24 protein-coding genes are annotated in these 26,807 nt (G+C 74.0%); 8 read left to right on the top strand and 16 right to left on the bottom strand.

Annotated features, from left to right (window positions below; translation table 11 throughout):
* Positions 1 to 63: 63 nt before the first annotated feature.
* Positions 64 to 1,635, bottom strand: a complete 1,572-nt coding sequence (locus AC507J_RS03525; RefSeq protein WP_496287586.1) for a leucyl aminopeptidase — start codon at positions 1,633 to 1,635, stop codon at positions 64 to 66.
* Positions 1,636 to 1,795: 160 nt separating this feature from the next.
* On the opposite strand from AC507J_RS03525, the gene gcvT reads away from it, so the two are divergent.
* Complete coding sequence (gcvT, locus tag AC507J_RS03520; RefSeq protein WP_496287585.1) at positions 1,796 to 2,920, top strand: glycine cleavage system aminomethyltransferase GcvT; 1,125 nt, start codon at positions 1,796 to 1,798, stop codon at positions 2,918 to 2,920.
* Positions 2,921 to 2,932: 12 nt separating this feature from the next.
* Here gcvT and AC507J_RS03515 read toward each other — a convergent pair whose 3' ends face one another.
* The 5 genes from AC507J_RS03515 to AC507J_RS03495 form a co-directional block, all read right to left on the bottom strand.
* Positions 2,933 to 4,222 (bottom strand): DUF2314 domain-containing protein, encoded by a 1,290-nt coding sequence (locus tag AC507J_RS03515; protein WP_496287584.1) that lies wholly within the window; start codon positions 4,220 to 4,222, stop codon positions 2,933 to 2,935.
* A gap of 66 nt (positions 4,223 to 4,288) precedes the next feature.
* The gene (locus tag AC507J_RS03510) at positions 4,289 to 5,059 is read right to left on the bottom strand and encodes an adenosylcobinamide-GDP ribazoletransferase (RefSeq protein ID WP_496287583.1); all 771 of its coding nucleotides are present in this window, start codon (positions 5,057 to 5,059) and stop codon (positions 4,289 to 4,291) included.
* Positions 5,049 to 7,046 (bottom strand): bifunctional adenosylcobinamide kinase/adenosylcobinamide-phosphate guanylyltransferase, encoded by a 1,998-nt coding sequence (cobU, locus tag AC507J_RS03505; RefSeq protein WP_496287582.1) that lies wholly within the window; start codon positions 7,044 to 7,046, stop codon positions 5,049 to 5,051. The genes AC507J_RS03510 and cobU overlap by 11 nt, the downstream gene beginning before the upstream one ends.
* 75 nt (positions 7,047 to 7,121) lie before the next feature.
* On the bottom strand, positions 7,122 to 7,328 hold the full coding sequence (locus tag AC507J_RS03500) for a hypothetical protein (protein WP_496287581.1): 207 nt from the start codon (positions 7,326 to 7,328) through the stop codon (positions 7,122 to 7,124).
* A 56-nt stretch (positions 7,329 to 7,384) separates the two neighbouring features.
* A complete protein-coding gene (locus AC507J_RS03495; RefSeq protein ID WP_496287580.1) occupies positions 7,385 to 9,055 on the bottom strand; it encodes a serine/threonine-protein kinase in 1,671 nt (556 codons plus the stop codon).
* Positions 9,056 to 9,161: 106 nt separating this feature from the next.
* Here AC507J_RS03495 and AC507J_RS03490 point away from each other — a divergent pair, with 106 nt between their 5' ends.
* Both AC507J_RS03490 and AC507J_RS03485 read left to right on the top strand, forming a co-directional pair.
* Complete coding sequence (locus AC507J_RS03490; RefSeq protein ID WP_496287579.1) at positions 9,162 to 9,362, top strand: hypothetical protein; 201 nt, start codon at positions 9,162 to 9,164, stop codon at positions 9,360 to 9,362.
* Positions 9,362 to 10,153 carry a site-2 protease family protein gene (locus tag AC507J_RS03485; protein ID WP_496287578.1) on the top strand — a complete coding sequence of 264 codons (792 nt, stop codon included), beginning with the start codon at positions 9,362 to 9,364 and terminating at the stop codon, positions 10,151 to 10,153. Before AC507J_RS03490 ends, AC507J_RS03485 begins: the two co-directional genes overlap by 1 nt.
* A gap of 63 nt (positions 10,154 to 10,216) precedes the next feature.
* Here the strand turns inward: AC507J_RS03485 and AC507J_RS03480 are convergent, their stop codons facing one another.
* The 3 genes from AC507J_RS03480 to AC507J_RS03470 all read right to left on the bottom strand — a co-directional run bounded on the left by AC507J_RS03480 (position 10,217) and on the right by AC507J_RS03470 (position 16,558).
* Entirely contained in the window at positions 10,217 to 11,215 is a 999-nt protein-coding gene (locus tag AC507J_RS03480; RefSeq protein WP_496287577.1) for an aldo/keto reductase family protein, read from the bottom strand.
* A gap of 82 nt (positions 11,216 to 11,297) precedes the next feature.
* Complete coding sequence (locus AC507J_RS03475) at positions 11,298 to 15,638, bottom strand: WG repeat-containing protein (RefSeq protein ID WP_496287576.1); 4,341 nt, start codon at positions 15,636 to 15,638, stop codon at positions 11,298 to 11,300.
* A 359-nt stretch (positions 15,639 to 15,997) separates the two neighbouring features.
* Positions 15,998 to 16,558 carry a helix-turn-helix domain-containing protein gene (locus AC507J_RS03470; RefSeq protein ID WP_496287575.1) on the bottom strand — a complete coding sequence of 187 codons (561 nt, stop codon included), beginning with the start codon at positions 16,556 to 16,558 and terminating at the stop codon, positions 15,998 to 16,000.
* A 67-nt stretch (positions 16,559 to 16,625) separates the two neighbouring features.
* Here AC507J_RS03470 and AC507J_RS03465 point away from each other — a divergent pair, with 67 nt between their 5' ends.
* Both AC507J_RS03465 and AC507J_RS03460 read left to right on the top strand, forming a co-directional pair.
* Positions 16,626 to 17,543 carry an AzlC family ABC transporter permease gene (locus tag AC507J_RS03465; RefSeq protein WP_496287574.1) on the top strand — a complete coding sequence of 306 codons (918 nt, stop codon included), beginning with the start codon at positions 16,626 to 16,628 and terminating at the stop codon, positions 17,541 to 17,543.
* A complete protein-coding gene (locus AC507J_RS03460; protein WP_496287573.1) occupies positions 17,537 to 17,845 on the top strand; it encodes an AzlD domain-containing protein in 309 nt (102 codons plus the stop codon). Before AC507J_RS03465 ends, AC507J_RS03460 begins: the two co-directional genes overlap by 7 nt.
* 137 nt (positions 17,846 to 17,982) lie before the next feature.
* Here the strand turns inward: AC507J_RS03460 and AC507J_RS03455 are convergent, their stop codons facing one another.
* From AC507J_RS03455 to nadA, 3 genes are all read right to left on the bottom strand, one after another.
* On the bottom strand, positions 17,983 to 18,582 hold the full coding sequence (locus AC507J_RS03455) for a DUF3043 domain-containing protein (RefSeq protein WP_496287572.1): 600 nt from the start codon (positions 18,580 to 18,582) through the stop codon (positions 17,983 to 17,985).
* Between the two features lie 72 nt (positions 18,583 to 18,654).
* Positions 18,655 to 20,055 carry a UDP-N-acetylglucosamine 1-carboxyvinyltransferase gene (gene murA, locus AC507J_RS03450; RefSeq protein WP_496287571.1) on the bottom strand — a complete coding sequence of 467 codons (1,401 nt, stop codon included), beginning with the start codon at positions 20,053 to 20,055 and terminating at the stop codon, positions 18,655 to 18,657.
* A gap of 177 nt (positions 20,056 to 20,232) precedes the next feature.
* Positions 20,233 to 21,408: a quinolinate synthase NadA gene (gene nadA / locus AC507J_RS03445; RefSeq protein WP_496287570.1), complete on the bottom strand. Its 1,176-nt coding sequence runs from the start codon at positions 21,406 to 21,408 to the stop codon at positions 20,233 to 20,235.
* Between the two features lie 68 nt (positions 21,409 to 21,476).
* Between nadA and AC507J_RS03440 the strand changes: the two genes are divergently transcribed.
* The 3 genes from AC507J_RS03440 (at position 21,477) to AC507J_RS03430 (ending at position 24,338) form a co-directional block, all read left to right on the top strand.
* Positions 21,477 to 22,616: a glycerate kinase family protein gene (locus tag AC507J_RS03440; protein ID WP_496287569.1), complete on the top strand. Its 1,140-nt coding sequence runs from the start codon at positions 21,477 to 21,479 to the stop codon at positions 22,614 to 22,616.
* Positions 22,617 to 22,761: 145 nt separating this feature from the next.
* Positions 22,762 to 23,130: an iron-sulfur cluster insertion protein ErpA gene (gene erpA / locus AC507J_RS03435; protein ID WP_091104634.1), complete on the top strand. Its 369-nt coding sequence runs from the start codon at positions 22,762 to 22,764 to the stop codon at positions 23,128 to 23,130.
* Positions 23,131 to 23,360: 230 nt separating this feature from the next.
* Positions 23,361 to 24,338: a carbohydrate kinase family protein gene (locus AC507J_RS03430; protein WP_496287568.1), complete on the top strand. Its 978-nt coding sequence runs from the start codon at positions 23,361 to 23,363 to the stop codon at positions 24,336 to 24,338.
* A 119-nt stretch (positions 24,339 to 24,457) separates the two neighbouring features.
* Here the strand turns inward: AC507J_RS03430 and AC507J_RS03425 are convergent, their stop codons facing one another.
* The 4 genes from AC507J_RS03425 to AC507J_RS03410 all read right to left on the bottom strand — a co-directional run bounded on the left by AC507J_RS03425 (position 24,458) and on the right by AC507J_RS03410 (position 26,627).
* Positions 24,458 to 24,655 (bottom strand): DUF397 domain-containing protein, encoded by a 198-nt coding sequence (locus AC507J_RS03425; protein ID WP_496287567.1) that lies wholly within the window; start codon positions 24,653 to 24,655, stop codon positions 24,458 to 24,460.
* Between the two features lie 14 nt (positions 24,656 to 24,669).
* Positions 24,670 to 25,071 (bottom strand): DUF5753 domain-containing protein, encoded by a 402-nt coding sequence (locus AC507J_RS03420; protein WP_496287566.1) that lies wholly within the window; start codon positions 25,069 to 25,071, stop codon positions 24,670 to 24,672.
* A 168-nt stretch (positions 25,072 to 25,239) separates the two neighbouring features.
* Positions 25,240 to 25,479, bottom strand: a complete 240-nt coding sequence (locus AC507J_RS03415) for a sulfurtransferase TusA family protein (RefSeq protein WP_496287565.1) — start codon at positions 25,477 to 25,479, stop codon at positions 25,240 to 25,242.
* Complete coding sequence (locus tag AC507J_RS03410; RefSeq protein ID WP_496287564.1) at positions 25,476 to 26,627, bottom strand: cysteine desulfurase family protein; 1,152 nt, start codon at positions 26,625 to 26,627, stop codon at positions 25,476 to 25,478. Before AC507J_RS03410 ends, AC507J_RS03415 begins: the two co-directional genes overlap by 4 nt.
* Positions 26,628 to 26,807: the final 180 nt, after the last annotated feature.

Below are 26,807 nucleotides of genomic sequence, written 5' to 3'. Positions count from 1 at the left end.
CGAAGTGTTAAAAGGGGCCCCCTGCTATACACCAGGCGTTAACAAGGGGCCCCTCCTTACACGTCAGCCGTTGGCGGCGATGTCGTCGATCAGGTGCAGCAGGGTGCGGACCGGTACGCCGGTGCCGCCCTTGGTCCAGTAGCCGGTCGCCTCGCCCGAGTGGTACGACGGGCCGGCGATGTCGATGTGCGCCCAGGCGACCTCGTCGGTGACGAACTCGCGCAGGAAGACCCCGCCCTGGAGCATGTGGCCGGCGCGGTCCATCCCGGCGTTGACCTGGGAGATGTCGGCGACTTCGGAGTCCATGCCCTTGCGCACGTCGTCCGGCAGCGGCATCGGCCAGGCCGGCTCGCCGACCGCGTCGCCGGCGGTGTGGACCCGCTCGCACAGCTCGGTGCTGCCCATCACGCCGGAGATCCGCTTGCCGAGGGCGACCACCTGACCGCCGGTGAGGGTGGAGGTCTCGAAGAGGTAGTCGCAGCCGTCCTCGCAGGCCCGGGCGATCGCGTCGGCGAGGATCATCCGGCCCTCGGCATCGGTGTTGAGCACCTCGACCTTCTTGCCGTTGTACATGGTGATCACGTCGCCCGGCCGGTACGCCGCCCCCGACGGCATGTTCTCCGCCATCGGCACGTACGCGGTCACCGCCACCGGCGGCTTCAGCTCGGCCACGGCCAGCATGGTGGCGGCCACCGCCGCCGCCCCGGCCATGTCGGACTTCATCTCCCACATGCCCTGCGCCGGCTTGATCGAGACGCCGCCGGTGTCGAAGGTGATGCCCTTGCCGACCAGCGCCACCCGCTTGCCGGTGCCGCCGCCGTCGGGCGTCCAGGTCAGCTTCACCAGGCGCGGCGGCGCCTCCGAGCCCTGCCCGACCGCGATGATCCCGCCGTAGCCGCCCTCGCGGAGCGCGACCTCGTCGAGCACCTCGACGCCGAGCCCGGCGGCCCGGGCCGCCTCGGCGACCGAGTCGGCGAAGGCCGGCGGGCGCAGGTCGTTGGGGGCGATGTTGACCCAGTCCCGGGTGCGCCGCACCGCAGCCGCCACCGTGCCCGCCCGGGAGACCTCGGCCTGCACCCCCGCGTCCGAGGCGTCCGGCACGGCCACCAGCACCTCGGCCACCGGCTCGCGCCGGCTCGGCTGCGGCCGGGTCTTGTACCCGGCGAAGCGGTAACCACCAAGCAACGCCCCCTCGGCGACCGCCCGCACGGCGGCGGTGACGTCCGCGTCGTCGGGCAGCGGCAGCGCGAGCGCCACCCGGGGCGCACCGGCCAGCGCCCGCACGGCGGCCCCCGCGGCCCGCCGTAGGGTCTCCGGCTCCGGTGCCGCGCCGCTGGGTTCCCCGCCCAGGCCGACTGCGGCGATGACCGGCGCGGTGACCGTGCCCAGGGTCGCCAACTTGATCACCTCGCCTGGTCCGCCGGTCGCGCCGAGCAGCGCCAGCGTCTCAGTCAACTTTCCGTCGAAGGCGGCGGCGATGCTCTCGGCGCCGGTGGCGAGCAGCAGGGTGCCGGCGAGGCCGCTGGTGGCGTCCTGCTCGCCGGTGGTGCTGTGCACGCCGATTACGATCGCGTCGACGGCGAGCTCGGCGGGGTCGGTGTCGACCAGGCTCAGGGTGGTGCTGGACGATGTCACGGAAGCTGCTCCCGGGCGGGCCGGGCCGGTCGCGATTGGCGTACCGGCGGTGGATTCTCCGGCGGGCCGTACCCGCCGGAGAGCATGGTCTCCCGCCGGCGGCGCCAGCGGGGTCCCGCCGATGCTAACCAGCCCTGCGGGTCCCGGTAAGTTGCCACCCATGACGGACGTGACCACCGACGCTGCCGCGACCCGGCTGCGCCGTTCTCCGCTGAGCGAGCGGCACACCGCGCTCGGCGCCAAACTCGCCCCGTTCGGCGGCTGGGAGATGCCGCTTGAGTACGCCGGCGGTGGGGTGCTGCGGGAACACACCGCGGTGCGCACCGACGTCGGCGTGTTCGACGTGTCGCACCTGGGCAAGGTGCGGGTGACCGGCCCGGGGGCGGTGCCGTTCGTAAACGCCTGCCTCAGCAACGACCTGGACCGGATCGGGCCGGGCCAGGCGCAGTACACCCTCTGCTGCGACGACGCCATCGGCGGGGTGGTGGACGACCTGATCGCCTACCGCTACGCCGACGACCACGTCTTCCTCATCCCGAACGCGGCGAACACCGCCGAGGTGGTGCGCCGGCTGCGCGCCGCCGCGCCGTCCGGGGTCACGGTCACCGACGAGCACGAGGCGTACGCCGTACTCGCGGTGCAGGGACCGCGCTCGGCGGAGCTGCTGGGCGCGCTGGGCCTGCCCACCGAACACGGCTACATGAGCTTCTCGCCGGCCCGCCTGGACGACGTCGAGCTGACCGTCTGCCGCACCGGCTACACCGGGGAACTCGGCTACGAACTTGTGGTTCCCACCGGCGACGCGGTCCGGGTCTGGGACGCGCTCTTCGCCGCCGAGCCGGCGCCCCGGGCCTGCGGGCTGGCCGCCCGGGACACGCTGCGCACCGAGATGGGCTATCCGCTGCACGGGCAGGACCTGTCGCTTGAGATCACCCCGGTGCAGGCCCGCGCGGGCTGGGCGGTGGGCTGGGACAAGCAGGCGTTCTGGGGCCGGGACGCGCTGCTCGCTGAGAAGGCCGCCGGTCCGGCGCGTACGCTGCGCGGCCTCGAGGTCGTAGACCGGGGCATCCCGCGCCCGGGCATGGCGGTGTACCACGGCGATACCCCGATCGGCCGGGTCACCAGCGGCACCTTCAGCCCGACGAGGAAGCAGGGCATCGCCCTCGCGTTGATCGACACCGCTGCGGCCCTGCCCGACGGCACCGAGCTGCACATCGACATCCGAGACCGTCGCACCCCGGCCCGGCTGACCCGGCCGCCCTTCGTCCACCCCTTCGTCAGGTAGCGCGGCTGGGCGTCAGGAGGCGGGCGGGTTGCCGGCGTCCAGGACGGCCTGGGTCCAGCCGCCCTCGGTGACGCCGGTGGCGTCGAGGACGGCCCAGTCGACCACGTCGCTGGCCTCCACCACGACGGGGGAGCCGATCCGCACGGTCGGGTCGGTGTTGGCGTCACTGGCGCTGACCGCGACGATCCGCTCCGGGGCGTCCCAGGAGGTCACCCCGGCCCAGACGTACTCGGGGCCGTCGTCGCCGGGCAACCCGTACTTGACCACCAGTTGGGTCTCCGGCGGCAGCTGGCCGGTGCGGAACCGGGCGCGGATGTCGCCGAGCCCGGCGCGGGCGGTGGCGATGGCCCGGCTCATCGCGTCACCGGGCCGGGCGTAGCGCACGTCGGGCTGGATTCCGGCGAAGAGGGTGGCGCAGGCGGCGGCGAAGTAGCGCCCGGCCGGGCCGGGATGCCCGGCCGGCGGGCGCAGGCTGAGGAACGAGTCCGCCTCCGGGTCGGTGGCCGGGTCCAGCTCCAGCCGCAGCAGCACCGGCGGGGTCGCGCCGTGCTGCTCCGGATTGCCGTACGCCACCGCGATGTCGTGCCCGGTCACCGTGGCCAGCACCGGCAACTGCACGAAGGCCGGTACCTCCTCGCCGGCCAGCCCGTCGGTCCAGTCCCGCAGCAGCCGCCGGGCCGCGCCGGTCATCACCGCGCCCCAGGCCCGGGTGAGATGGTCCGGCACGCCCTGGGTCTGCAACTCCAGCAGGCCGAAGCGGCGCAGTCCCTTCGTGGTGAACCAGAGGCCGTCGGCGTCCGAGGAGTACGGCACCAGGATCCAGTCGACGAGCCGGACCCGGCCCTGCTCGTCGGGGAGCGAGCGCAGCGCCGCGCCCGGGTCCAGGAACTGCAATCCGAAGACGTCGACCACGTCGCCGTGCACCGCCTCGGCGACCGCGGCGGCCACCGCCCGGGCCGCCCACTCGTGCGCCGGGGGCCAGCCCGGCCGGTACTCGGCCTGCACCACCACCAGGTGGCTGGCGGCGGCCAACCGGTCCAGCTGCGCCTCGCTGGCACCGAACGCGGTGAGCAGGTCGGGCGGCAGCTCGGGGAACTCGCCGATCGGGCGGACGTCGACGCTCATCAGCGGGCTGTCCAGCATCTGCCGGGCCAACCCGTGCACCGGCTCGGCGAGCCGGCCGGTCAGTCCGCGTACCGCCGTCCGGGCACTGACCGCCGGCAGTCCCGCCGTCGGCACCAGGTAGGTCGCGCTGAGCGACTCCGGGACCGGGACTGGCAGGAAGTCGTCGGTGATGAGCATGTCGTCCCCTGGGTGCCGCGGGCGGAGCTGTCGTGGGAGAACGCTACCCGCCACCCGCCGCCCCGCTCAGCCGGACAGCACCAGTCCCAGGTAGACGAGCGTGGTGACCACCTCGACGGTGGCGCCGAGCAGGTCACCGGTGATCCCGCCGAACCGGCGTACCGCATGGCGCAGCAGGCCGGCCGCGACGGCGAGCGCGATGAGCACGGCCAGCGGTCCCTGCCAGGGACGGTCCGGCACCGCCGCGACCGCCAGCAGCAGCACGGCGATCGTCCCGGCGGCCAGCGCGACCGGACCGACGGTGCCGGCGACCAGTGCGCCGAGCCCCTCCGGTCGGGCCGGCGGTACGCCCCGCCGGCAGGCCAGCGTGACGCCGAGCCGGCCGGCCGCGGTGGCGGCCATGACCGCGGCGAGCGCCGCCGGACCGGACCGGCCGGCCAGCTCGGCCAGCGCCGCGGCCTGCACCAGCAGGACGAGCACCAGCGCGACCACGCCGAACGCCCCGACGTCCGGCCGCTTCATGATCTCCAACGCGGCCGGACCCCGCCGGTACGAGCCGAGCGCGTCCACGGTGTCGGCCAGCCCGTCGAGGTGCAGCCCCCGGGTGAGCAGGGCGCCCAGCGCGACGGTCACCCCGGCGGCCACCAGCGGCGTGCCGAGCGTGTCGAAGAGCAGCAGCACACCGGCGAGCGGCAGCCCGAGCAGCGCGCCCACCAGCGGGGCGAGCGCCATCGCCGTACCGGCCGTGGCGCGGTCGACCCGACCGGCCCGTACCGGTGCCACCGTGAGGGTGGTCAGGGCGAGCCGCGCGCCGGCCAGGCGGGACTCAGCCGGCACGCGAGCCGGTCGGGTCCGCCGACCGGGTCGGTTGGGTGCTGGTCGGTCCCGGCCCCTCGGGCTCCGGCTCGCGGAAGTCCGGCTCGGTCTCCTCGCCGGACTCGTCCGGCCCGGCGGTGTCCTCGTCGGGGCTGACACCGTTCTCGTCCGGGCCGGTGGCCTCGGCGGTCTCGGTGGGCTTCGTGGCCTCGGTGGTGCGGTCCGGGCGGGCCGGCAGCGCGGCGGCCAACGCCAGCACCGACCGCAGCAGCGGCAACACGGTAAGCGCGTTCGCCCCCTCGCCGAGGTCGAGCCGCAGCTCGGTAAGCGGAGTCAGGCCGAGCACGTCGGCGGCCAACTGCACGGCGGGGTGACCACCGTGGTCGGCCAGCAGGCACCAGTGCCGGCTCTGACCGGCCAGATCCCGGCTGACCAGCCCGGCCGCCACGCCGACCGGCCCGTCCAGCAGGACCGGGGTCCGGCGTGCGGTCGCGCCGAGCAGGATGCCGGTGGCGACCGCGATGTCCCCGCCGCCGAGCTGGGCCAGCACCTCCTTGGCGTCGCGGGAGGAGCGGCGGGCGCGGTGCAGCGCGTCCCGGACCGCCGCGCAGCGGGCCATCCAGGCCACGTCGTCGATCTCGCCGTCCTCGGTGACCACCCGGGCGAGCACCGCGGGTGCCTCGGCCCCGGCGGTCGCCGCGAGCACGGCCGCCGCCGCAGCCTCGGTGCCGGCCCCGCACGCCGCCAGAACCAGCAGCTGTACGCCGGCGTCCGCGGCCTCCTCGGCCAGCCGCCAGCCGTAGCGCAGGGCCGAGTCGACCTGCTCGGCGGTGAGCGCGGGACCGTCCTCGATGGCAGCGGCGGTCGGTGCGTCGACCACCTGGAGGCTGGCGCCGCTCTCGGCGGCCAACCGGGCGAGCACGCCCTGTCCCGCCTCGGCCTGACGGGCCCGGCGGGCCGACTCGCCGGGCCGGCTGCCGGCGGCGACGCCACCGGCGTGGTCGCCGTGCAGCAGCAGTACGCGTACCGACCGCCAGGCGGCCGGGGTCGGGTTGCCCTGGGTGGCGGCGGCGAACGAGACCACCTGCTCCAGCACGCCGAGCCCGGTGCCCGGCACGTCCAGGGTGGCCAGCCGCTCCACGGCCTGCGGCCCGGCGTACTCGTCCGGCATGGGCAGCTCCATGCCGGGCTCGATGACCGGACCGGTGGCGGCCACCGGGCTGGTCGTGGCGGGTGCCGTCGAAGCGGTGGCCGCGCCGTCGGCGGCCGGCCCGGTCGCGGCGGGTAGCTCCGGCGTGGACACCGGTGGCGAGGCGGGCAGGAGGCCCGCGGAGTCGGTCGGGCCGGCCTGCCGGTCGGCGGGGCCGCCCTGGGCGGGCACCGTGGCGCCGGGCTGGCCGGCGGCGACCGGAACCGGCGGCGTGGCGGCGAGCGGGTTGCTCGGCAGCGGGTTGGCGGGCGCGGGCGGCTTCAGCCGGCACGGCTGGCCGGCCACCACCAGGATCACCGCGTCGCAGGCATCCGCCACGGCCCGGTTGACCGCGCCGAGCGCGTCGGTGAACGCCCGGCCCAGCGGCGTGGTCGGCACCAGGGAGAGCCCGACCTCGGGGCTGACCAGCACCAGCCGGGCCGCGCAGGCCCGGACGGCGGCGGCCAGCTCGTCGATCGTGGCGGTGTCGTCGGCCGGCTGGTGCGCCGGGTCGAGCAGCACGGTCACCCAGCCGCCGAGGTCGTCGACGAGCAGCGTCTCCTCCGGCCGGGCGGAGGCGATCACGTCGGCGAGCCGGCGCGGCTCGTCCGCGGTCTCCTCGGTACTCCAGGAGGCCGGCCGGCGGGCGCGGTGTGCGGCGATCCGGGCCAGCCATTCCGCGTCGTCGTCGCCCGCGCCAGCCGCAGTGGCCACGTACCGCACCGAGGCCGCGTCGGCGACCAGGGACTCAGCGAACTCCGACTTGCCGGAGCGGATGCCGCCCAGCACCAGGACCCGGTTCCACCCGTCAAGGGACATGCCCGTACCTTACGGCCAGCCGGCCGCCGGGGGCAGCGCAGGTACGCCGCAACGCCCCCGCCGTACCGGCACCGCTCAACGGTCGCCGGGGGGCTGGTAAAAGTATTCGTTGGGGTTGACGTCCGCAGGCTTCGGGTCCTCCTGCCAGAAGCCCTCGCCGGGGCGGGCCTGGAGCGCGTCGATAAGCGCCTCCCGGTCCATGTCCCGGGCACCCTCTATGCCTCCGCGTACCGCGATGTCGCGCAGCTCCGCCGTGTCCATCTTCGGGATCGGTGTCGTCATCCTCGCCTCCTGGGCCACATCGGGTTCCTACCGACACATACCCCGCCCCGCGACGGTCAGTCGCAGTGTTCGAAGGGACTGCTGAAGCTGGCCCCACCGGCGGAGCCGCCCCACTTCACGCAGGTCGCGGCGGCGCTGGCCCGGACCGGACCGGCGTAGTACTTGAAGGAACCGCTGTCGGTGGCGCGGGCCCGACCCTGCACCTCGAGGAAGGCGGTCACCGGCGTCGCCCGGCCGACGGCGGTCTCCTTGAGCGTCACCACGCAGTTCGACCCGCTTCCGCCGTGGTAGAGCAGGTACACCCGGCCCTGCCGGCGACCACCGGCGGTCAGCGTCGCCGTGTTGATCACTCGGTATCCGCTGCCGCACGCCTGCGCGGCCGTGTACGGGTTCGGCTGCTCGGCACCGCCGGTGGTCGGCGTGGCGCTCGGTTCCGGTGCGGCCGACGAGGGTGGGGGCGACGCCGGAGGGGCCGCCGCGGCGCTGCTGCGCCCCGACGACGGCGTGGCCGAGGTCGGCCGCGCCGAGCTGGAGGCGGGCGCCGGGCTCTCCTGGCGGCCGCCGTCGCCATCCGCGCCGGGGCTCCGCGAGGCGACGATCGCCGACGGGTCGCCGGCCAGCACCGGCGCGGTGGCCGGCGCCGTGGCGTCGTCGGGCGGCGGCGGCTGCGACATCACGGCCACCGCCACGCCCGCCGCGACGACCGTCACCACGCCCGCCGCGATCGTCACAATTGTCGAGCGCCGCAGCCGTCGGGACCGCTTCCGGCCGTCCGGGACGGTCGGCCCGTCGGAGGCCAGGGTCTCGGCGCCGGCCCGGACGCCCGGGGCACCGCCCGCTTCGAGCTGGCCGCCGGTCGCCGCTCCGGCGGTGAGTTCCGCTCCGGCTGCCGCTGCGCAGGTGCCGGCGGCCGCGGTGGCGGCCTCGGCCAGCTCCGCGGCGCTGCGCTGCCGGGCCCCCGGCTGCTTCGCCATGGCCCGGGAGACCACTGCGGCGACCGGTGCCGGTACGTCCGGCGGCAGCGGCGGCGGCTGGTCGTGCTGGTGTCGCAGCGCCACGTCGAACGGGTTGTCTCCGACGAACGGGGGACGCCCGGCGAGGCAGAGGTACGCCACGGCGCCGAGCGCGTAGATGTCGCTCGCCCCGGAGATCGGCTGGCCGGCGGCCTGCTCGGGGGACATGAACGAGGCGGTGCCGAGCACCGTGTGGGCGGCGGTGATCCCCGCCGTCGCGCCGGAGCGGGCGATGCCGAAGTCGACGAGCACCACCCGGCCGTCCGGCTTGACCAGCAGGTTGCCCGGCTTCACGTCCCGGTGCACGATGCCGGCGAGGTGGGCCGCGTGCAGGGCCTCGGCGGTCTGCGCCACCACGGACATGGTGGTGACCGGGTCGAGCCGGCCCACCCGGCGCAGCCGGGCGCTCAGCGGCTCGCCGGCCACGTACTCCATCACCAGGTAGTCGACCTGGCCACCGTCGGCGAGCGTGGCCCGGCCGACGTCGTGCACCGCGACCACCCCGGGATGCCGCACCGCCGCCAGCATCCGCGCCTCGGCCCCGAACCGCGCGGTGAACTCCGGGTCGGCGGTCAGCGCCGGCAACAGCACCTTGACCGCGACCTCCCGGCCCAGCAGGAGATCCGTACTCCGCCAGACCGCGCCCATCCCACCGGTCGCCACCCGTTCGCCCAGCCGGTACCGCTCGCTGAGCACGACCCCTTGAGTCAGCACCGGGTCACGGTACCGGCCGTCGGTCGGCGCCCGGCCGTCGACCGCGCGGCCGACTACGCTGGCGGGGTCGGTCCGATGGACAGCAACGGCGAGGGGAGACGCGCAGATGGCGTGGAGCTGGCGGTACGAGGGCGCGAACGGCGAGCCGGCCGAGGGGCCGACCGAGTCGTTCGGCAGCCAGGCGGACGCCGAGTCCTGGATCGGCCAGACCTGGCGGGAACTCGCGGCGTCCGGCGTCACCTCGGTAGCGCTCGTCGAGGACGACCGGGTGGAGTACCGGATGAGCCTGCTGCCCGCGGCGGAGTGATGACGCCCCGGGACGCCGAGCCGCTGGTGCTCGGGGTGCCCCGGGCGGCGTTCCGGCCCAGTCCGGTCTTTCTCGGCCTGGTCGCGTTGCTGGTCACCAGCGCCGTGCTGACCTGGCACGGGATCGGCAACGTCCGGCTCGCGGTCTTCGGGTTCGTGGTCTCCGGCTGGCTGGTCTCGCTCTGCCTGCACGAGTACGCCCACGCCGTGGTGGCGTACCGGGCCGGCGACCGGAGCGTGGCCCATCGCGGCTATCTGACGCTCAACCCGCTGAAGTACAGCCACCCGCTGCTCTCCATCGCGCTACCGGTGGCGGTGGTGCTGCTCGGCGGCATCGGCCTGCCCGGCGGGGCGGTCTGGGTGGACCGGCACGCGATTCCCGGGCGGCTGCGGCACACCCTGGTCAGCCTGGCCGGCCCGGCCACAAACGTGTTGTTCGCGCTGGTGCTGGTGGTGGTGCTGCGGATCGGTGCGCCGGGCGGCGGGCCGGTGGAGTTCTGGGCCGCCGTGGCTCTGCTCGCCTTCCTCCAGCTCACCGCCAGCGTGCTCAACCTGCTGCCGGTGCCGGGACTGGACGGCGGCAACATGATCCAGCCGTGGTTGAACCCGCAGTGGCGGCGGATGTACGACCTCTTCGCGCCGTACGGCTTCATCCTGCTCTTCGCGTTGCTGTGGAACCCACGGATCGGCGGCTGGTTCTTCGACGCGGTCTTCGCGGTCGGCGGCGCCCTCGGCCTGCCGCCGTGGCTCTACGCCACCGGCCTGGAGTTGATCCGGTTCTGGCAGGGCTGAGCCGGAGCCGGGCACCGGGTGGCCCGGCCGGCGTCCCGCTCGACGCCGGCCGGACCGGCCGGGTCAGGGCCGCTCGGCGGGCGACTCGGTACGCGCCGGGTTGCGCTCGGTCACCGGGTCGACGATCTCGTCGATCGCCTTGAGCAGACCGGCGTCGAGCTTGACCCCGGCCGCCTTGACGTTGTCCTGCACCTGCTCGGGGCGGGTCGCCCCGATGATGGCCGAGGAGACGTTCGGGTTCTGCAACACCCAGGCGATGGCGAGCTGCGCCATGCTCAGCCCGGCCTCGTCGGCGAGCGGCTTGAGCTGCTGGACCCGGGTCAGCACGTCGTCGGTCAGCCACTTGGCGATGAAACCCGCGCCGGACTTCTCGTCGGTGGCCCGGGAACCGGCCGGCGGCGGCTGGCCGGGAAGGTACTTGCCGGTGAGTACGCCCTGCGCCATCGGCGACCAGACGATCTGCCCGACGCCCAGCTCCTCGCTTGTGGGTACGACCTCGCTCTCGATGACCCGCCACAGCATCGAGTACTGCGGCTGGTTGGAGACCAGCGGGATGCGCAGCTCCCGGGCGAGGGCGTGGGCCTCGCGGATCTGCGACGCCTTCCACTCGGAGACGCCGATGTAGAGCGCCTTGCCGGAGCGTACGACGTCGGCGAACGCCTCAATCGTCTCTTCCAGCGGCGTGTGGTAGTCGTACCGGTGGGCCTGGTAGAGATCCACATAGTCGGTGCGGAGCCGGCGCAGCGAGCCGTCGATCGACTCCATGATGTGCTTGCGGGACAGACCCCGGTCGTTGCGTCCCGGTCCGGTGGGCCAGTACACCTTGGTGAAGATCTCCAGGCCCGCGCGCCGTTCCTGCTCCAGCGCCCGGCCGAGCACCTCCTCGGCCCGGGTACCGGCGTAGACGTCCGCGGTGTCGAAGGTGGTGATGCCGGCGTCCAGGGCGGCCCGGACGCAGCTGACCGCCGCCTCCTCCTCGACCTGTGAGCCGTGAGTGATCCAGTTGCCGTACGAGATCTCGCTGACCATCAGGCCGGAACGGCCAAGGTGTCGGAATTCCATCCCCCGACCCTAGTCCGCCTCCGGCGCGACCTGCCGATCGAGCCGTCCGCTGGGGCCGGCACCGGTGCGGTGCCCGCTCGGCTCAGAGCACCGGGCTGGCGTCGGTGAGCAGCGCCTCGATCTCCGCCACCACCGCATCCGGGCGATGGAACATCGGGTCGATAAGCGGCCGCCCGCGCCGGTCGAGCGCGCCCCAGCGACCGGCGCCGTTGGTGGCGAGGAAGGCCACCGGGTGGATGAGCAGGGCCGGATGTGCCGGTGCGACGATCACCTGACCGGTGCGGTCCAGCACGCCCTTACGGCCGGCCAGATCCACCACGGCCAGCCCTTCGTCGGTGAAGCCGTCGACGTACCGGCCGTCGGCGAGGGCGGTGTGGAAACCGTGGTACCGGGTGGGCACCACGAGCTGGCCGGTGCGGTCCACGGCACCCCAGCCCTCGCGTCGGACGACCGCCACGCCCCGACGGAACGGCCGTACGTCGGCGAAGCCGGGCGGCACGACCACCTCACCGGTGGTGTCCACGGCCAGCCAGCCGCTCTCGTCGCGTACCACCCAGGCCAGGCCGTCGGAGAATGGTCGGGCCGCGAGATAGGTCGGCTCGATCACCGTCTCACCGCTCAGACCGATCAACGACCACCGGTCCGTCTGCGGGCCGCGTACCCAGGCCAGGCCGTCGGCGAACGGCTGCGCCTCGGCGTACCGGGCCGGCACGACCATGTCGCCCTCGCTGTCCGCGTAGCCCCACAACCCCTGGCCGCCGTCGCGGGCCGGTACCGGGGCACGGTCCCGCTCCAACACCTCGTCCCAACTGCGCGGGTACGGCCCGAAGCCGCTCTCGGCGGCCCGGTCGGCGACCGCGTCCAGCCCGACCCGGACCCGGGCCAACAGTTCCGGGTCGCCCTCGCCCCGCAGGTCGAGAGCCCGCTCGAAGTGGTGGCACGCCTCGATCAACCGGCCCTGGTCGTAACAGCTGCGGGCGGCGTGCTCGTGCAGGGCGGCCCTCAGCCGATCGGGTAGCTCGGGCGAGTTGGCCTCCGCGAACAGCCGGTCGGCCTCGGCGAAATCCCCGCGCCAGCGCAGCACCTGCGCCAACCGTGCCTGGGCCAGGGCGGCCCGGCGCAGTTCACCGGTCGCCTCGGCGTAGGTCAACGCCATCCGGCCGTCGTCCAACGCGTCGTCGAGGTCACCGAGGATTCGCGAGACCACCGCCCGCAGGCTCAACAGCCGGGCGCGGGACCGGTTGTCGAGTGCCGAGGCGAGCTTCTCGGTCAGCCGTTCCCGGACCGTCCGCAGCTCTTCCGGGTCGTCCACGACCTCGCGCAGCGTCGTCGGGTCGAGCTGCCAGCGGTAGCCGGCCAACACCTGCTCCGGGTCCGGGGGCGGCTCGGGTGCCGGGGCCACCTCCTCCGCCACCTCGGCTGGCTCCTCCTCCGCGGTGGCTGGCGGCGCGGAGACGGGCGGCGCGGCGGCCGGTGGTGCCGATACCGGCGTCGTGGCGGCCGGCGGCCCGGAGACGGGCGCTCCGGAGAGGGGCGGCGCGGAGACGGGCGCTCCGGTGGCGGGCGGCGCGGAGACGGGCGCTGCTGCGGTGGCGGGCGGCGCAGAAATGGGCGGCGCGGTGACCGGAGGTGCGGAGACGGGTGCTGCCGAGACGGGTGGCGCGGATACGGGCGGTGCCGGAGTCGGTGAGGCGGATGGTGTGGCGGCCGGCGGTGTGGGGAGTGGTGGTGCAGAGACCTGCGGCGCGAGGTCGGTCGGCGGTGCCGACACGGGGGTGTCCGCGACCGGTGCCGGCGGTGCCGGGACCGACGCTGCCGAGGTCGGTGCAGCGTCGTCCGGAGGTACGGGCGGCGGTGCGGAGACCGGTGGCGCGGAGGTCGGCGCGGCGGAGGCGGCCGGTGCGGAGACCGGTGGCGCGGAGGTCGGCGCGGCGGACCGTGGCGACGACGGTGGTGCGGAGACCGGTGCCGCCGGTGGCGGCGGCTGGTCCGGCTCGGGAGCGGGCGACCCGAACCAGGCCTGTGGGCCTGCGGAGGGCGGCCGGACCGGTGCGGGCTCGACCGGCTCGGGCGGCGGCGGAACGTACCGGGTCGGCTTCCTCTCGATCGGAGCGGCCGGTGGGCTTGGTGCCGCCGGTGCAGGCGCCGCCGGGCGGGGCGTGGCCGGACCTTGGGACGGGGGCGCGGAGACCGGCGGTTGGCTCGGTGGCCCCGGTGGGCGTGCGGGCGGTGCGGATACCGGTGGGCGTGCCGGCGGTGCGGAGACGGGCGGTTGGCTGGGTGGCCCCGATACCGGTGGGCGTGCCGGCGGTGCGGATACCGGTGGGCGTGCCGGCGGTGCGGAGACGGGTGGGTGGCTGGGTGGCCCCGATACCGGTGGATGCGCGGGTGGCGCGGAGACGGGTGGGTAGCCGGGTGGCGCGGAGACGGGTCGTGTCGGGGTGGGCCCGGCGGCGGGTGGTGCGGCGGCGACCGAGGGTGCCGCTGGCGGCGGGGGGGCCACGACCGGTTGGTCGTGCAGGGGTGCGGGACGGACCTGGTGCTCGTGCAGCGGAGCCGGGCGTACCTCGTGCTGGTGCAGCGGTGCTGGCCGTACCGTGTCTCCGGCCGGTGCGGGCTGTCCGGCGGAGGCGGCCGGCCGGACCGGACTGACCGGGCCGACCGGACTGACCGGGCCGACCGGACTGACCGGGTCGCGCCGATCCTGGTCGCTCTGCGGAGCGGGGCGTTGGGCCCGGTCCGGTCCGGGACCGTGGATCCCGCTGCGTGCGGCGGGAGACTCGGGTCGATCCTGGCGGGGCACCTCCGGCCGGTCATGCTGCGGTGCCGGGGACACCGGCCGGCTCCGCCCGGCAGCGGGGGAGACGGGTCGGTCGTAGTTCGACGCGGGGGAAACTGGCCGGTCGTAGTTCGACGCGGGGGAAACTGGCCGGTCGTAGGCCGATGCGGGAGAAACGGGTCGGTCGTACTCGGGCGAGGCGGCGACCGGAAGGTCGGGCACCACCGAGAGGTGCGGTCGGCCGGGGCGGGGTGGCTCGCGGTCGGGCGCGGGGGAGACGGGGCGGTCCAGATCGGGCCGTTGCGCGGCGGGTTGATCGAGGTCGGGTCGCTGTGCCGCAGGCCGGTCGGGCGCGAACCGCGCCGGATCGGGCGTAGCGGGCCGGAGGTCGTCGCGTCGGGAGCGGTCGGGCGGAGGTCCGGCGGGCCGTTGGTATTCGCGGTGGTCCCGGCCGGTGCTCGGACGCAGCGGACCCGGCTCGGGCCAGGGCAGCCCGCCCGGCGACCCGGCGAACGCCTGTGGCTCCCGGGCCGCCGGCTCGGGGCCAGCACGCCCCGGCGACCAGTCGGGGCGACCCCACTCGTCGCGCGACCCGCCTACCGGATCCTCGTCGACGTAACCGTCCGGGTACGGCGCACTGTCCGGGTCCCCGACGCCGAACTCCTCCCGGTACCCGTCAACCCGGAGGCCGTCGTCGTACGCGGGCTCGCCGGGGTGGCTGCTCCACTGGTAGCGGGGACGCTGCTGCGTACCGTCGCTGGTGGACCGACGGTTCGTGGTCTCGGCCGGTCGTTGCGGCGTGGCGGGCCGACGCCGCTGCTCGTCCGGCTCGGGCATCCAGCCGGACTCCGGCCGTCCGGAGGGGACCGGGCCGCCACGGCGCCGGACCTGATCCCGGTCGGTCGGTTCGGCGCGGCGCGGCCACTGGTCGTAGCGGTCGGCCTCGCGTTGGTCCCGTCGGTCGGGGTCGTGTCGGTCGGGGTCGCGTCGTGGGTAAGCGTCGGACTCACGCTGGCCGCGCCGTGGCGGATAGCGGTCGTCGTCGCGCGGGTAGCGGTCGGAATCGCGTCGGTCCGGGTCGCGTCGGTCCGGGTCGCGTCGGTCCGGGTCGCGTCGGTCCGGGTCGCGTCGGTCCGGGTCGCGTCGGTCCGGTTCGCGCTGCGGGTAGCGCTCTGCCTGGCGCGGGTCGCGACGGGGCGGTGCGCCGGTCGCCGCAGCCGGTGAGCCCACGTCGGACCAGGTGACCCCGTCGCGGCCACGGGACGGGTCGGTCTGCGGAGAACGTCGGCCGTCGGTACGCTCCGGCCGCGCAGCGGGGTAGGACCGGTCGTGGGGGCGGTTACCGTTCGACCCCTCGTACCGCCGCGGCTCGGGTACCTCGTGCCGGCCCGGCCAGCCGTCCGGCTCGTCAGACCAGGATCGGCCCACGTACGTGCCGTCGGGTCTGGTCGGCGCGAGCGGGGGCACCTCGGCCCTTCCGACGGCGCTCGCCCGGCCCCGTGCCGGCGGCTGCTGATGGTGGTCGACGCCGATGTCGCCCGGGTAACGCTGGCCCGGGAACTGCGGCTGCCACTCGGTCGTCGGCTCGGCCATCCAGGACGGCTCGGCGGGATCATGCCACCGGTCGGCGTAGCCGCGACTCATCCGGCCGACCTGTCGTTCACGGCCGCGCCCCGGTGGTCGGCTCGCGTCCGCTCGCTCACGGCGATGTCACCTCGTCGGAAATGGTCGCGCTGGGCGCCCCGGGAACCGGTAAAGTCGCTCGTCCCGGCACCGAATGGCTGCGGAAGGAGGGTAGCGGCGCGGGCTCGGTCACCGCCACTGCGGCACGGGTGCCGCAGCCAAACGTTATCCTACTGATCCGGACATTTAGGTCCGTGATGGAATCGGACTTCCGACGATACTCCACCCATCGTCGGCCTCCGGTTGCCGGCTCTGCCTCGGCCCCTGACAATGCCGCAGCGCGTCGACAGCGCCGTCTCGGCGTGCCGCCAGGGCGGCGGTCACGGGTGCTCCATGACCAGTACGGCGAAGGTGCCTGGTTCGAGGGCCTGGTAACGATGCGGTGCGTCGCCGGGGAAGGTCGCGTAGTCGCCCGGGCCGAGTTCCACCTGCTCGTGATCTGGTCCGCACCGTAGTCGGCCCGAGCCCACCACGATGTGCTCGACGCTGCGCGGCGTGTGTGGTTCGGCGGTGCGGACTCCGTCCGGCTCCAGTTGGATCAGGTAGACGTCCCGGCGGGCGTGCGCGGTACCGGCGGTCAGGAGGGTGCCGCTGAAGTCCGCGTGCTCGGATCGGATCCGTGGCCCGTTGCCGGCCCGGATCACGCGCACGCTGGCTGTCGGCGGCTCGACCAGCCGGCTGAACGGTACGTCGAGTGCCACGCCCAGCGCCCACAGCGTCTCCACACTCGGGTTGCCGACGCCGGATTCGAGTTGGGACAGGGTCGACTTGGCGATCCCGGCGCGGCGGGCGAGTTCGGTAAGCGACAGGCCGACCCGTTGCCGCTCGTAGCGCAGGGCGGCGGCGATGGTGGCCAGGGGTGGAGAAGGCTCGGGAGGCATTGTTCGCTCCGTTGTTCTGTTTGTTCGATTTGACGAACGACCGGTGGCGTGTTCATTATGCTGAACCATGCGTACGCCAGAACGAACGTCGGGGGTGGGCGTGCTCCGCGACGTGGCCGCCATCGGTGCGGCGATCGTGGCGGTCGGTGCCTCCTTCGGCGCTCTGGCGGTCGCCGCCGGGTTGCCCGGCTGGGCGGCCGTCGCCATGTCCGTGCTGGTCTACGCCGGTGGCGCGCAGTTCATGGCGGTCGGGCTGGTGGCCGCCGGCAACCCGGTGGCCGCCGTACTCGCCGGACTGCTGATCAACGCCCGGCACCTGCCGTTCGGCCTGACCCTCGGCGACACGATCGGGCACCGGCTGCGCCACCGGTTGCTCAGCAGCCACCTGATGACCGACGAGACGACCGCCTTCACACTGGCCCGGCCGCCCGGTGCCGCCCGGCGGCGGGCCTTCTGGCTGGCCGGCACCCTGCTCTTCCTGGCCTGGCAAGCCGGCACCCTGCTCGGGGTGCTGGCCGGTGGGGCGGCCGGTGATCCGGCCGCCTTCGGGCTGGACGCGGCATTCCCGGCCGGGCTGCTCGCCCTGCTGCTGCCCTCGCTGCGGGACCGGGACACCCGACGGGCGGCGCTGGGCGGTGCGCTGCTGGCGGTGCTGACCACTCCGCTGCTGCCGGCCGGCCTGCCGGTGCTGCTGGCGCTGGCCGGTCCCGGACTGCTGGCCGTACGCCGGCTCAGCGCGCGCCCGACCGCGCCGTCCGGGACGGCGGCAATCGCCGAGCCGCCGGAGCGGAGCATGGCCGAGCCGCCGGAGCGGAGCGTGGCCGAGCCGCCGGAGCGGAGCGTGGCCGAGCCGCCGGAGCGGAGCGTGGCCGAGCCGCCGGAGCGGAGCGTGGCCGAGCCGGCCGAACCGGTGCCGGCTGGACAGCGACCGACGCCGGTGGGACGGGAATCCGGGCGGGACGGACGGGAGGAGGAACGATGCTGATCGCGGTGATCGTGGCGCTGGCCGTCGGGACGTACGCCTTCCGGATCGCCGGGGTGTTACTGCGGGACCGGCTCGACCTGCCGGACTGGGCCCGCCAGTTGCTGCCGGTCGGTGCGGCGGCCCTGCTGGCGGCGCTGGCCGCCACCGCGGCGCTTACCGAGGTCGGTCGGTTCGCCGGCTGGGCCCGGCCGGCCGGCGTCCTGGTCGGTGTGCTGCTGGCGTGGCGGCGGGTGCCGTTCGTGCTCGTGGTGGTCGCCGCCGCCGGCACCGCGGCGCTGCTGCGCCTGCTCGGGGTGCCCTGAGCCGGCCCGCCCAGCACGGCCGACGATGCCGGCCCGCCCAGCACGGCCGACGATGCCGGTCAGGCCTGGTCGCCGATGGCGCTGGTCAGACCTTGTCGCCGATGGCGCTGGTCAGACCTTGTCGCCGATGGCGCTGGTCAGACCTTGTCGCCGATGGCGACGCGGGGCTCGGGGGTGCGCAGCTTGCGGAAGGTGATCGCGCGCATGATCGCGTAGAGGTAGAGGGAGCCCATCCGCTGGGTGGAGTTCGGGAAGCGGCTCCGGACCAGCTTCTTGATCTTCCGCGAGATGAGCACCGAGTCGATCACCACACCGATGGCCAGCGCGCCCCAGAGCAGGTTGGAGGCGAGCCGGATCACCGGGGGCATCGCCTGGTTCGAGCCGATCAGCACGACCAGCGCGCCGCCGAAGAACCAGGTGCCGACCGTACGCCGGGAGTCGACCACGTTGCGGGCGAGCAGACGCTCCGGCCCCCGGTCACGCGGGCCACCCTCGCGCCGGAACTCCGCCGCCGCCTCGGCGCGGCGTTGCCGCCGCAGCGCCTTCGCCTCCTCCTTGCTCAGCGCCTTCGTCGCGCCGGCCGGCCGCCGGCCGGTGGCGGGACGCTTCGGCGTCTCCCGACCCTTGGCCGGGGTGTAGCCACGAGAACGGGCGACCTCATCCTCCGCCGCCGGGGTCTCCGGCTCGGTGGCAGGGTCGGCGAGGTCAGCGGACTTACGGCGAAACAGCGACGGCACGCGGCAAGGGTAGCCAACGCCGCGCGTCCGGTGCACATCGCGGGTGCACCCGGACGCGAACGGAGGCTCGGGCTACGGGCGCTCGACGTGCGCGCCGAGGTCGGCGAGCTTCGCCTCGAAGTCCTCGTAGCCCCGGTTGATCAGGTCGACGCCGTACACCCGGGAGGTGCCCTCGGCGGCCAGCGCGGCGATCAGGTGGCTGAAGCCGGCCCGCAGGTCGGGGATGACCAGGTCGGCGGCGTGCAGCTTGCTCGGCCCGGCGATCACCGCCGAGTGCTTGAAGTTGCGCCGGCCGAATCGGCACGGGGTGCCGCCCAGGCAGTCCCGGTAGACCTGGATGTTCGCGCCCATCGAGTTGAGCGCCTCGGTGTAGCCCAGCCGCTGCTCGTAGACGGTCTCGTGGACGATCGACAGGCCACGGGCCTGGGTCAGCGCGACGACAAGCGGCTGCTGCCAGTCGGTCATGAAGCCCGGGTGCACGTCGGTTTCCAGGGCGGTGGCCTGAAGCTCGCCGCCCGGGTGCCAGAACCGGATACCACCCTCCTGGCCCGGCTGTCCCGGCCGAGGGGGACGGGTGTCGGTCACCTCGTACTCGCCGCCGACCGAGCGGAAGACGTTGAGGAAGGTCATCATGTCGGCCTGCTCGGCACCGAGCACCTCGACGTGACCCCGGGTGGCCAGCGCCGCAGCCGCCCAGCTCGCCGCCTCGATCCGGTCCGGGACCGGCCGGTGCGTGTAGCCGTGCAGCCTCGGCACACCCTGGACCTCGATCACCCGGTCGGTGTGCACCTTGATGATCGCGCCCATCTTCTGCAGGACGCAGATCAGGTCGATGATCTCCGGCTCCACCGCGGCGTTGCGCAGCTCGGTGACGCCCTCGGCCATGACCGCGGTGAGCAGCACCTGCTCGGTCGCGCCGACGCTGGGGTAGGGCAGCGCAAACTTGGTGCCGTGCAGGCCGTTCGGCGCGGAGAGGTGCAGCCCCTCGGGGGTCTTGTCGACCGTGGCGCCGAACTCCCGCAGGGCCTGGAGGTGGAAGTCGATCGGTCGCGGACCGATGTGGCAGCCGCCGAGGTCGGGGATGAAGGCGTGGCCGAGGCGGTGCAGCAGCGGCCCGCAGAACAGGATCGGAATCCGGCTCGAACCCGCGTGCACGTTGATCTGGTCGGTGCTGGCGCTCTCCACGTTCGCCGGGTCGAAGACCAGCTCGCCGTCCTCGTCGCCGTCGGTGACCTTGACGCCGTGCAGCCCGAGCAGGCCCCGGACCACCTCCACATCCCGGATCTTCGGTACGTCGAACAGCCGGCTCGGACTGTCGCCGAGCAGCGCGGCGACCATCGCCTTGGAAACCAGGTTCTTCGCGCCGCGCACGCGGATCCGCCCTTGCAGCGGGGTGCCTCCGTGTACGACTAGGACGTCGTCGGTCAACGCAACCTCCAGCGCGTGCGTGCTGCCGTTTGGATGGTGGGACACCACGGGTCGCTACCCGCGAACCGGTCGTGGGCAAACTCCGGCCCCGTGTGTTGTCGCCCGGGCAGCATAGCCCTCCGTGATGAGAATGGATCCGGTCACACCGCTTCAGGGGGCATCAATCGGTGATCCGGCACTTTTTCGTACCTTCTGGATTACCCAGAGTGAGCGTCTGGCTGCTCAGGAACCGGGCAGCGCGAGCATCTGGTCCAGCGCGACCCGGGCGTGGTGCGCGGTGTCGGCGTCGACGGTGATCTGGTTGACCACCCGGCCGGCGACCAGCTCCTCCAGCGCCCACACCAGGTGCGGCAGGTCGATGCGGTTCATCGTCGAGCAGTAGCAGACCGCCCGGTCGAGGAACATGATCTGCTTGTCCGGGTGGGCCAGCGCGAGCCGGCGGACCAGGTTCAGCTCGGTGCCGACCGCCCACGCGGAGCCGGCCGGGGCCGCCTCGATGGTGCGGATGATGTACTCGGTCGAGCCCACCAGGTCGGCGGCCTTGACCACCTCGTGCCGGCACTCGGGGTGCACCAGCACGTTGACCCCCGGCACCCGCTCGCGGATGTCGTTCACGCTCTCCAGCGTGAACCGCCCGTGCACCGAGCAGTGCCCGCGCCAGAGGATCATGCGCGCGTCGCGCAGCTGCTCCGGGGTGAGCCCGCCGCCGGGCTTGTGCGGGTCGTAGAGCACGCAGTCGTCAAGCGAGAAGCCCATCTCCAACACCGCCGTGTTGCGGCCCAGGTGCTGGTCGGGCAGGAAGAGCACCTTCTCACCCTGCTGGTACGCCCACTCCAGGGCCCGCTTGGCGTTCGACGAGGTGCAGACCACGCCGCCGTTGCGACCGACAAAGCCCTTGATGTCCGCCGAGGAGTTCATGTAGGTGACCGGGACCGTCCGTTCGGCGACACCGAGGTCGGTGAGCACGTCCCAGGCGTTCTCCACCTGCGGCAGCGCGGCCATGTCCGCCATCGAGCAGCCGGCCGCCAGGTCGGGCAGGACGACCCGCTGCGCGTCCGAGGTGAGGATGTCCGCGCTCTCGGCCATGAAGTGCACGCCGCAGAAGACGATGTACTCCGCGTCCGGCCGGGCGGCTGCCTCGCGGGCCAGCTTGAACGAGTCGCCGGTCACGTCGGCGAACTGGATCACCTCGTCGCGCTGGTAGTGGTGGCCCAGCACGAAGACCTTGTCGCCGAGCGCGGCCTTGGCCGCCGTCGCCCGGGCCACCAGGTCGGGGTCGCTCGGCGCCGGCAGATCGCCGGGACACTCCACGCCACGCTCGGTGGCAGGATCGCTGCCCCGGCCGAGAAGCAGCAGCGCAGTGGCGGTGTTCGAGGGCTCAACCCAGGTCGACGTCACGCCCTCCATGGTCCCACAGGCCGACCGGCCTGCCGGCCCCGCCGGTGTGGGCTGCCACACTGCCAGGCATGCGCGTACTGCTCTGCCCGGACAAGTTCGCCGGCACGCTGCCGGCCCCCCAGGTCGCCGCAGCCGTGGCCGACGGCTGGCGGGAGATCGCCCCCGGCGATGACCTGCTGGTCAGGCCGCTGGCGGACGGCGGACCCGGTTTCCTCGACGTGCTCGCCGAGGCGCTGCCCGGTCGGCTGATGCCGGTGACCACCGTCGATCCGCTGGGCCGACCGGCGGCCGGTGAGATCCTGCTCACCGACGACGGCGCGACCGCCTGGCTGGAAAGCGCGCAGGCGTGCGGGTTGCACCTGCTCGACGCCGCCGAGCGGGACCCGAAGACCACCACCTCGTACGGGCTGGGGCTGCTGATCGCCGCGGCGGTCGAGGCCGGCGCTCGTACCGTGGTGGTCGGTTTGGGCGGTTCGGCGACCAACGACGGTGGCGCGGGGATGCTCACCGCGCTCGGCGCCGTGCCGTTGGACGACGCCGGCCAGGCCCTGCCGTACGGCGGCGCCGCGCTGGCCGCCGTGGCCGCGCTGGACGGCACGCCCCGGCTGCGCGAGGCCCGGTTGATCGCCGCCACCGACGTGGACAACCCGCTGCTCGGGCTGCACGGGGCGAGCAACGTCTTCGGACCGCAGAAGGGCGCCGACCGCGCCGACGTGCTGCTGCTCGACGCCGCGCTGGCCCGCTGGGCCGAGGTGCTGGAGCGGGACCTGCCAGGCTGCCCCAGCGGACTGGGTGCGCTGCCCGGTGGAGGTGCCGCCGGCGGCCTCGGCGCGGCGCTACTGGCCCTCGGTGGCCGCTGCGAGTCCGGGATCGGGCTGGTCAGCCGGGCCGTCGGGCTGGAGAGCGCGCTCGACGGCGTCGACCTGGTGATCACCGGGGAGGGCAAGTTCGACCACCAGTCGCTGCGCGGCAAGGTGGTCGCCGGGGTGGCCGGTGCCGCCCGGGACCGGGGCGTACCCTGCGTCGTGCTCGCCGGCCAGGTCAGCACGGGCCGGCGCGAGGCGGCGGCGGTCGGAGTCACCGACGCGTACAGCCTGGTGGAGCACTTCGGCGGCGAGGAACGCGGCGGGCTGGCCGCGGCCCTGGAACGCCCGGGGGAGGGGCTGCGGGAGCTCGGCGCCCGGCTGGCCCGGCAGTGGAGCCGCTGACGCTTTCTTGCCGCTGGTCACACCGCCCGGTGGGTGGGCCGTATGCGGCCTACAATCGAAAACTGGACCACTGTGGGAATCGCTGACCGGCGGCAGACGTTGGCCAGGGGAGACCACACCCGAACGCGCGCAGGGAGAATTCCACGTGACCACGCCAGCGCAGACCGAGTCGACCGAGGCCAAGGCCCCCACGTCCGTCGTCCTCACCGACGTCGCGGCGCAGAAGGTCAAGGCCCTGATCGAGCAGGAGGGCCGTGACGACCTGCGGCTCCGGGTCGCGGTGCAGCCGGGCGGCTGCTCCGGCCTGCGATACCAGCTCTTCTTCGACGAGCGTTCGCTCGACGGTGACGTCGTCACCGACTTCGACGGTGTCGAGGTCGTCGTCGACCGGATGAGCGCCCCGTACCTGGCCGGCGCCACCATCGACTTCGCCGACCGGATCGACGCCCAGGGCTTCACCATCGACAACCCCAACGCGGGCAACTCCTGCGCCTGCGGTGACTCCTTCAGCTGAGTCGCACACGCACCACGACGGCGGGGCGCCCCACGGGGCCGCCCCGCCGTCGCGCGTCCCCCACCCCCAGGTTACCCCCGAGTTGATCATGAAGTTGTTGTCCCGACACGCCGGGTGTGGGTGGTAACAACTTCATGATCGACAGGGTGGGATCTGTGGGCGGGGCGGTCGCTCGGAGGGCGCTGGGCCGGTAGGCTGATCGGGCTCTGCTTCCGACCCCGAGGGTTGCCATGAAGATCGCCGTGACCGGCTCGATCGCCACCGACCACTTGATGAGCTTCCCGGGTCGCTTCGCCGACCAGCTCATCGCCGACCAGCTGCACAAGGTGTCGCTCTCCTTCCTGGTGGACGACCTGGTGCTGCGCCGGGGCGGGGTGGCCGCGAACATCGCGTTCGGCATGGGGCAGCTCGGACTGCGGCCGGTGCTGCTCGGTGCCGTCGGCGCCGACTTCGCCGACTACCGCTCCTGGCTCGAACGGCACGGAGTGGACTGCGACTCGGTGCACGTCAGCGAGGTCGCGCACACCGCGCGCTTCGTCTGCACCACCGACACCGAGATGTGCCAGATCGCCTCCTTCTACGCGGGGGCGATGAGCGAGGCCCGCAACATCGAGCTTCAGCCGGTCGCCCAGCGGCTCGGCGGGCTGGACCTGGTACTGGTCGGCGCCAACGACCCGGAGGCGATGCTGCGGCACTCCGCCGAGTGCCGCGAGCGTGGCTACGCCTTCGCCGCCGACCCGTCCCAGCAGCTCGCCCGGATGCCGGGCGAGGAGGTGGTGGCGCTGATCGAGGGCGCGGACTACCTGATGACCAACGACTACGAGAAGTCGTTGCTCCAGCAGAAGGCCGGGCTCAGCGACGACCAGCTGCTGGAGATGGTCCGGATCCGGGTCACCACGCTTGGCAAGCACGGCGTGGAGATCGCCGGCCGGGAGATCGACCGGATTCACGTACCGATCGCCCGCCAGACCCAGGCGGTCGACCCGACCGGCGTCGGCGACGGCTTCCGCGCCGGCTTCTTCACCGCGCTCTCCTGGGGCGTCGGGTTGGAGCGTGCCGCCCAGGTCGGCTCCCTGCTCGCCACGCTGGTGCTGGAGACCGTCGGCACCCAGGAGTACGAGGTCCGCCGCGACCTCTTCGTCAAGCGCCTCGCCGAGTCGTACGGCGACGAGGCCGCCGACGAGATCCGCCCCCACCTCCTCCCCTAACGAACCCCCCTCTCGCCGTTCCTCTCGCCGATCTTGCACTTTTGGTCGCGTTTATGCGGTAAATGTCGCGTTTGGAGCGACGGAAAGTGCAAGATCGCGGGGGAGTTTTGTGGGGTGGGTCAGCGGGGGGTTGGGGTGAACGTGGCGATGAAGGTCGACCACTGGGGACGCGAGAAGGTGAGGACGGGGCCGGTACGGTCCTTGCTGTCGCGTACCGCCACCAGGTCGGGCAGGATCGCGCACTCCACGCAGTCGCCGTTGTTGGTGCTGCGGCTGCTGGTGAACCAGTGGGCGGCGGAGAGGTCGGGGGTGGACACGCTGGCCTCCGGGGCTAGGCCGCGCCGGCCAGCTCCCTGATCAACGCGCGCGACTTGGTGGGCGAGAGGGCGACCTGGCGCAGGTTGTCGGCGACCATTCTATAGGTCCGCACGCCGTCCGGATCCTGCACGTACATCGCCCCGTCGAGGACCTCGGTGTAGGCGATCGGCCGAACGTGGGCGAAGTCCAGCAGGACGAACTTGCCGATCGCGCCGGCCGCGTGCGGGCCGTCCTCGGGGCGGAGCACCTGCACGGTCACGTTCGGCAGCTCCGACATCGCCGCCAGGTGGGCGAGCTGGGCACGTCGGGTCTCGTCGCCGTTGACCCGTAGCCGCAGGGCCGCCTCGCCGATGACCGCGTCTTCGCCTGGGGGCTGGCCTTCACCGACGGCGCTCTGGTCTGCGCCGACGGCCATGCCTTCAGCGGACGCTTCCCGACTCCGGACAGCGCCGTACGCCTCTTCGTCCGCTCCGGTCGTCGGCTGCGACTGCTCTGGGTGGATGCGGAGTCGCGTTGCTGAGGCGTCGCGTGGTTAATAGGGGGCCCCGCCTATACACGAGGCGTTAATAGGGGGCCCTTCCTTTCACTTCGTGCGGAGGACGTCGTAGCCGGGGCCGGGCGCGCTGCCCAGGAACTTCTGCTGGCGCATCCGGCACCAGGCGGGGATGTCGACGGCGGCGGCCGGGTCGTCGGCGAGTACCCGCAGCACCGTGCCGACCGGCAGTTCGGGCAGCCGGCGGGCCAGTGCGATCACCGGGAGCGGGCAGCGTTGGCCGAGGCAGTCGAGGACCTCGTCAGGCTCGGGGCGGTCCGGGGCGGTCACAGGCCCACCACCCCGGCCTGGGCGCGCAGGTCGGCGACGATGCCGGGTAGCTCGGCGAGGAAGCGGTCCACGTCGGCGTCGGTGGTGTTGCGGTGCAGCGAGACGCGTACGTTGCCGTGCGAGAGCACCCCCATCGCCTCCAGCACGTGCGACGGGCGCAGCGTGGACGAGGTGCAGGAGGAGCCGGACGAGACGGCGAAGCCGCGCCGGTCCAGCGCGTGCAGCAGCGCCTCGCCGTCGACGTAGAGGCAGGAGAAGGTGACCACGTGCGGCAGCCGCCGCTCGGGATCGCCGACCACCTCCACGTCCGGCACCTCGGCCGCCACCCGGGTCCGGATCCGGTCCACCAGCGGCGCGAGCCGGGCGGCCTCCGCCACCGCGGCGGCCGCCACCGCCCGCAGGCTGGCCGCCGCCGCCACCACGGCCGGCAGGTTCACCGTTCCCGGGACCCGCCCCGACTCGTGCTCGTCGGCCGGCCAGGGCGACTCCCACCGGGTGCCCTTGCGGACGGCAAGCAGGCCGACGCCGGGCGGGCCGCCCCATTTGCGGGCGCTCGCGGTCAGCACCGACCAGCCCGCCGGCACCGGCGTACGCCCCACCACCTGGGCGGCGTCGACGTAGAGCGGCACCCCGGCGGAAGCGCAGGCCGCCGCCGCGGACTCGACCGGCTGGACGGTACCCACCTCGTGGCTGGCCGCGATCAACGCGGCCAGCGCCACCCCGGGCCGGGCCACCGCCGTCGACCAGGCGTCGAGATCCAACCGGCCGAGCCGGTCGACCGGCACCGGTACGGCCGCGCCGCCGCGCGCCACGTGCTGCTCGGCGGCGTGCAGCACGGCGGAGTGCTCGATCGCCGAGTGCACCAGCACCGACCCGACCCGCCGCCGGCCGGCCAGGCCGCCGAGGACGGCGGTGTGCGCCGCCGTGGTGCCGCTTGCGGTGAAGGAGAGCTCGTCGGGGCGTACGCCGAGGGTCTCCGCCGTGGCCTCGCGGGCCGCGTCGAGCAACTGGCGGGCGCGCCGGGCCTGGGCGTAGAGCCGGTCGGGGTCGGCCCAGCCGTCGTCGAGCGCGGCCTGCATCGCCTGTCGGGCGACCGGGTGCAGCGGCGCGGCGGTGGCGGCGTCCAGGTAGACGGGGGAAGGGATCACGTCTTCCCACGCTATCGTCTCGGCGGATGCCGGATCCCCCGTCGGGTGCGGACAACGACCCCAACCGGGTCGAGCCCGTCATGGTCGAGTAATCTGCGACCGTCGGTGACGCCTTTGCCGCTGGTGCGGCGGCTCCGCTCGGCGGAGCCGGCCAGAACGAGGAAGACACCGCGGCGCGCT

It is taken from the genome of Micromonospora sp. PRAS1, from assembly GCF_059553435.1.
The sequence above is the reverse complement of the archived record's forward strand: the minus strand, read 5'-3'. Positions and strand labels throughout refer to the sequence as shown.

What these genes read in the sequence shown, in the direction of transcription:
- AC507J_RS03470 (WP_496287575.1), bottom strand. Translation starts at nt 16,558, where the DNA reads ATGCCTCCCGAGCCTTCTCCACCCCTGGCCACCATCGCCGCCGCCCTG.
- AC507J_RS03440 (WP_496287569.1), top strand. Translation starts at nt 21,477, where the DNA reads ATGCGCGTACTGCTCTGCCCGGACAAGTTCGCCGGCACGCTGCCGGCC.
- AC507J_RS03460 (WP_496287573.1), top strand. Translation starts at nt 17,537, where the DNA reads ATGCTGATCGCGGTGATCGTGGCGCTGGCCGTCGGGACGTACGCCTTC.
- AC507J_RS03485 (WP_496287578.1), top strand. Translation starts at nt 9,362, where the DNA reads ATGACGCCCCGGGACGCCGAGCCGCTGGTGCTCGGGGTGCCCCGGGCG.
- AC507J_RS03500 (WP_496287581.1), bottom strand. Translation starts at nt 7,328, where the DNA reads ATGACGACACCGATCCCGAAGATGGACACGGCGGAGCTGCGCGACATC.
- AC507J_RS03420 (WP_496287566.1), bottom strand. Translation starts at nt 25,071, where the DNA reads ATGGCCGTCGGCGCAGACCAGAGCGCCGTCGGTGAAGGCCAGCCCCCA.
- AC507J_RS03475 (WP_496287576.1), bottom strand. Translation starts at nt 15,638, where the DNA reads ATGAGTCGCGGCTACGCCGACCGGTGGCATGATCCCGCCGAGCCGTCC.
- AC507J_RS03430 (WP_496287568.1), top strand. Translation starts at nt 23,361, where the DNA reads ATGAAGATCGCCGTGACCGGCTCGATCGCCACCGACCACTTGATGAGC.
- cobU (WP_496287582.1), bottom strand. Translation starts at nt 7,046, where the DNA reads ATGTCCCTTGACGGGTGGAACCGGGTCCTGGTGCTGGGCGGCATCCGC.
- AC507J_RS03465 (WP_496287574.1), top strand. Translation starts at nt 16,626, where the DNA reads ATGCGTACGCCAGAACGAACGTCGGGGGTGGGCGTGCTCCGCGACGTG.
- AC507J_RS03480 (WP_496287577.1), bottom strand. Translation starts at nt 11,215, where the DNA reads ATGGAATTCCGACACCTTGGCCGTTCCGGCCTGATGGTCAGCGAGATC.
- AC507J_RS03515 (WP_496287584.1), bottom strand. Translation starts at nt 4,222, where the DNA reads ATGCTCATCACCGACGACTTCCTGCCAGTCCCGGTCCCGGAGTCGCTC.
- gcvT (WP_496287585.1), top strand. Translation starts at nt 1,796, where the DNA reads ATGACGGACGTGACCACCGACGCTGCCGCGACCCGGCTGCGCCGTTCT.
- AC507J_RS03490 (WP_496287579.1), top strand. Translation starts at nt 9,162, where the DNA reads ATGGCGTGGAGCTGGCGGTACGAGGGCGCGAACGGCGAGCCGGCCGAG.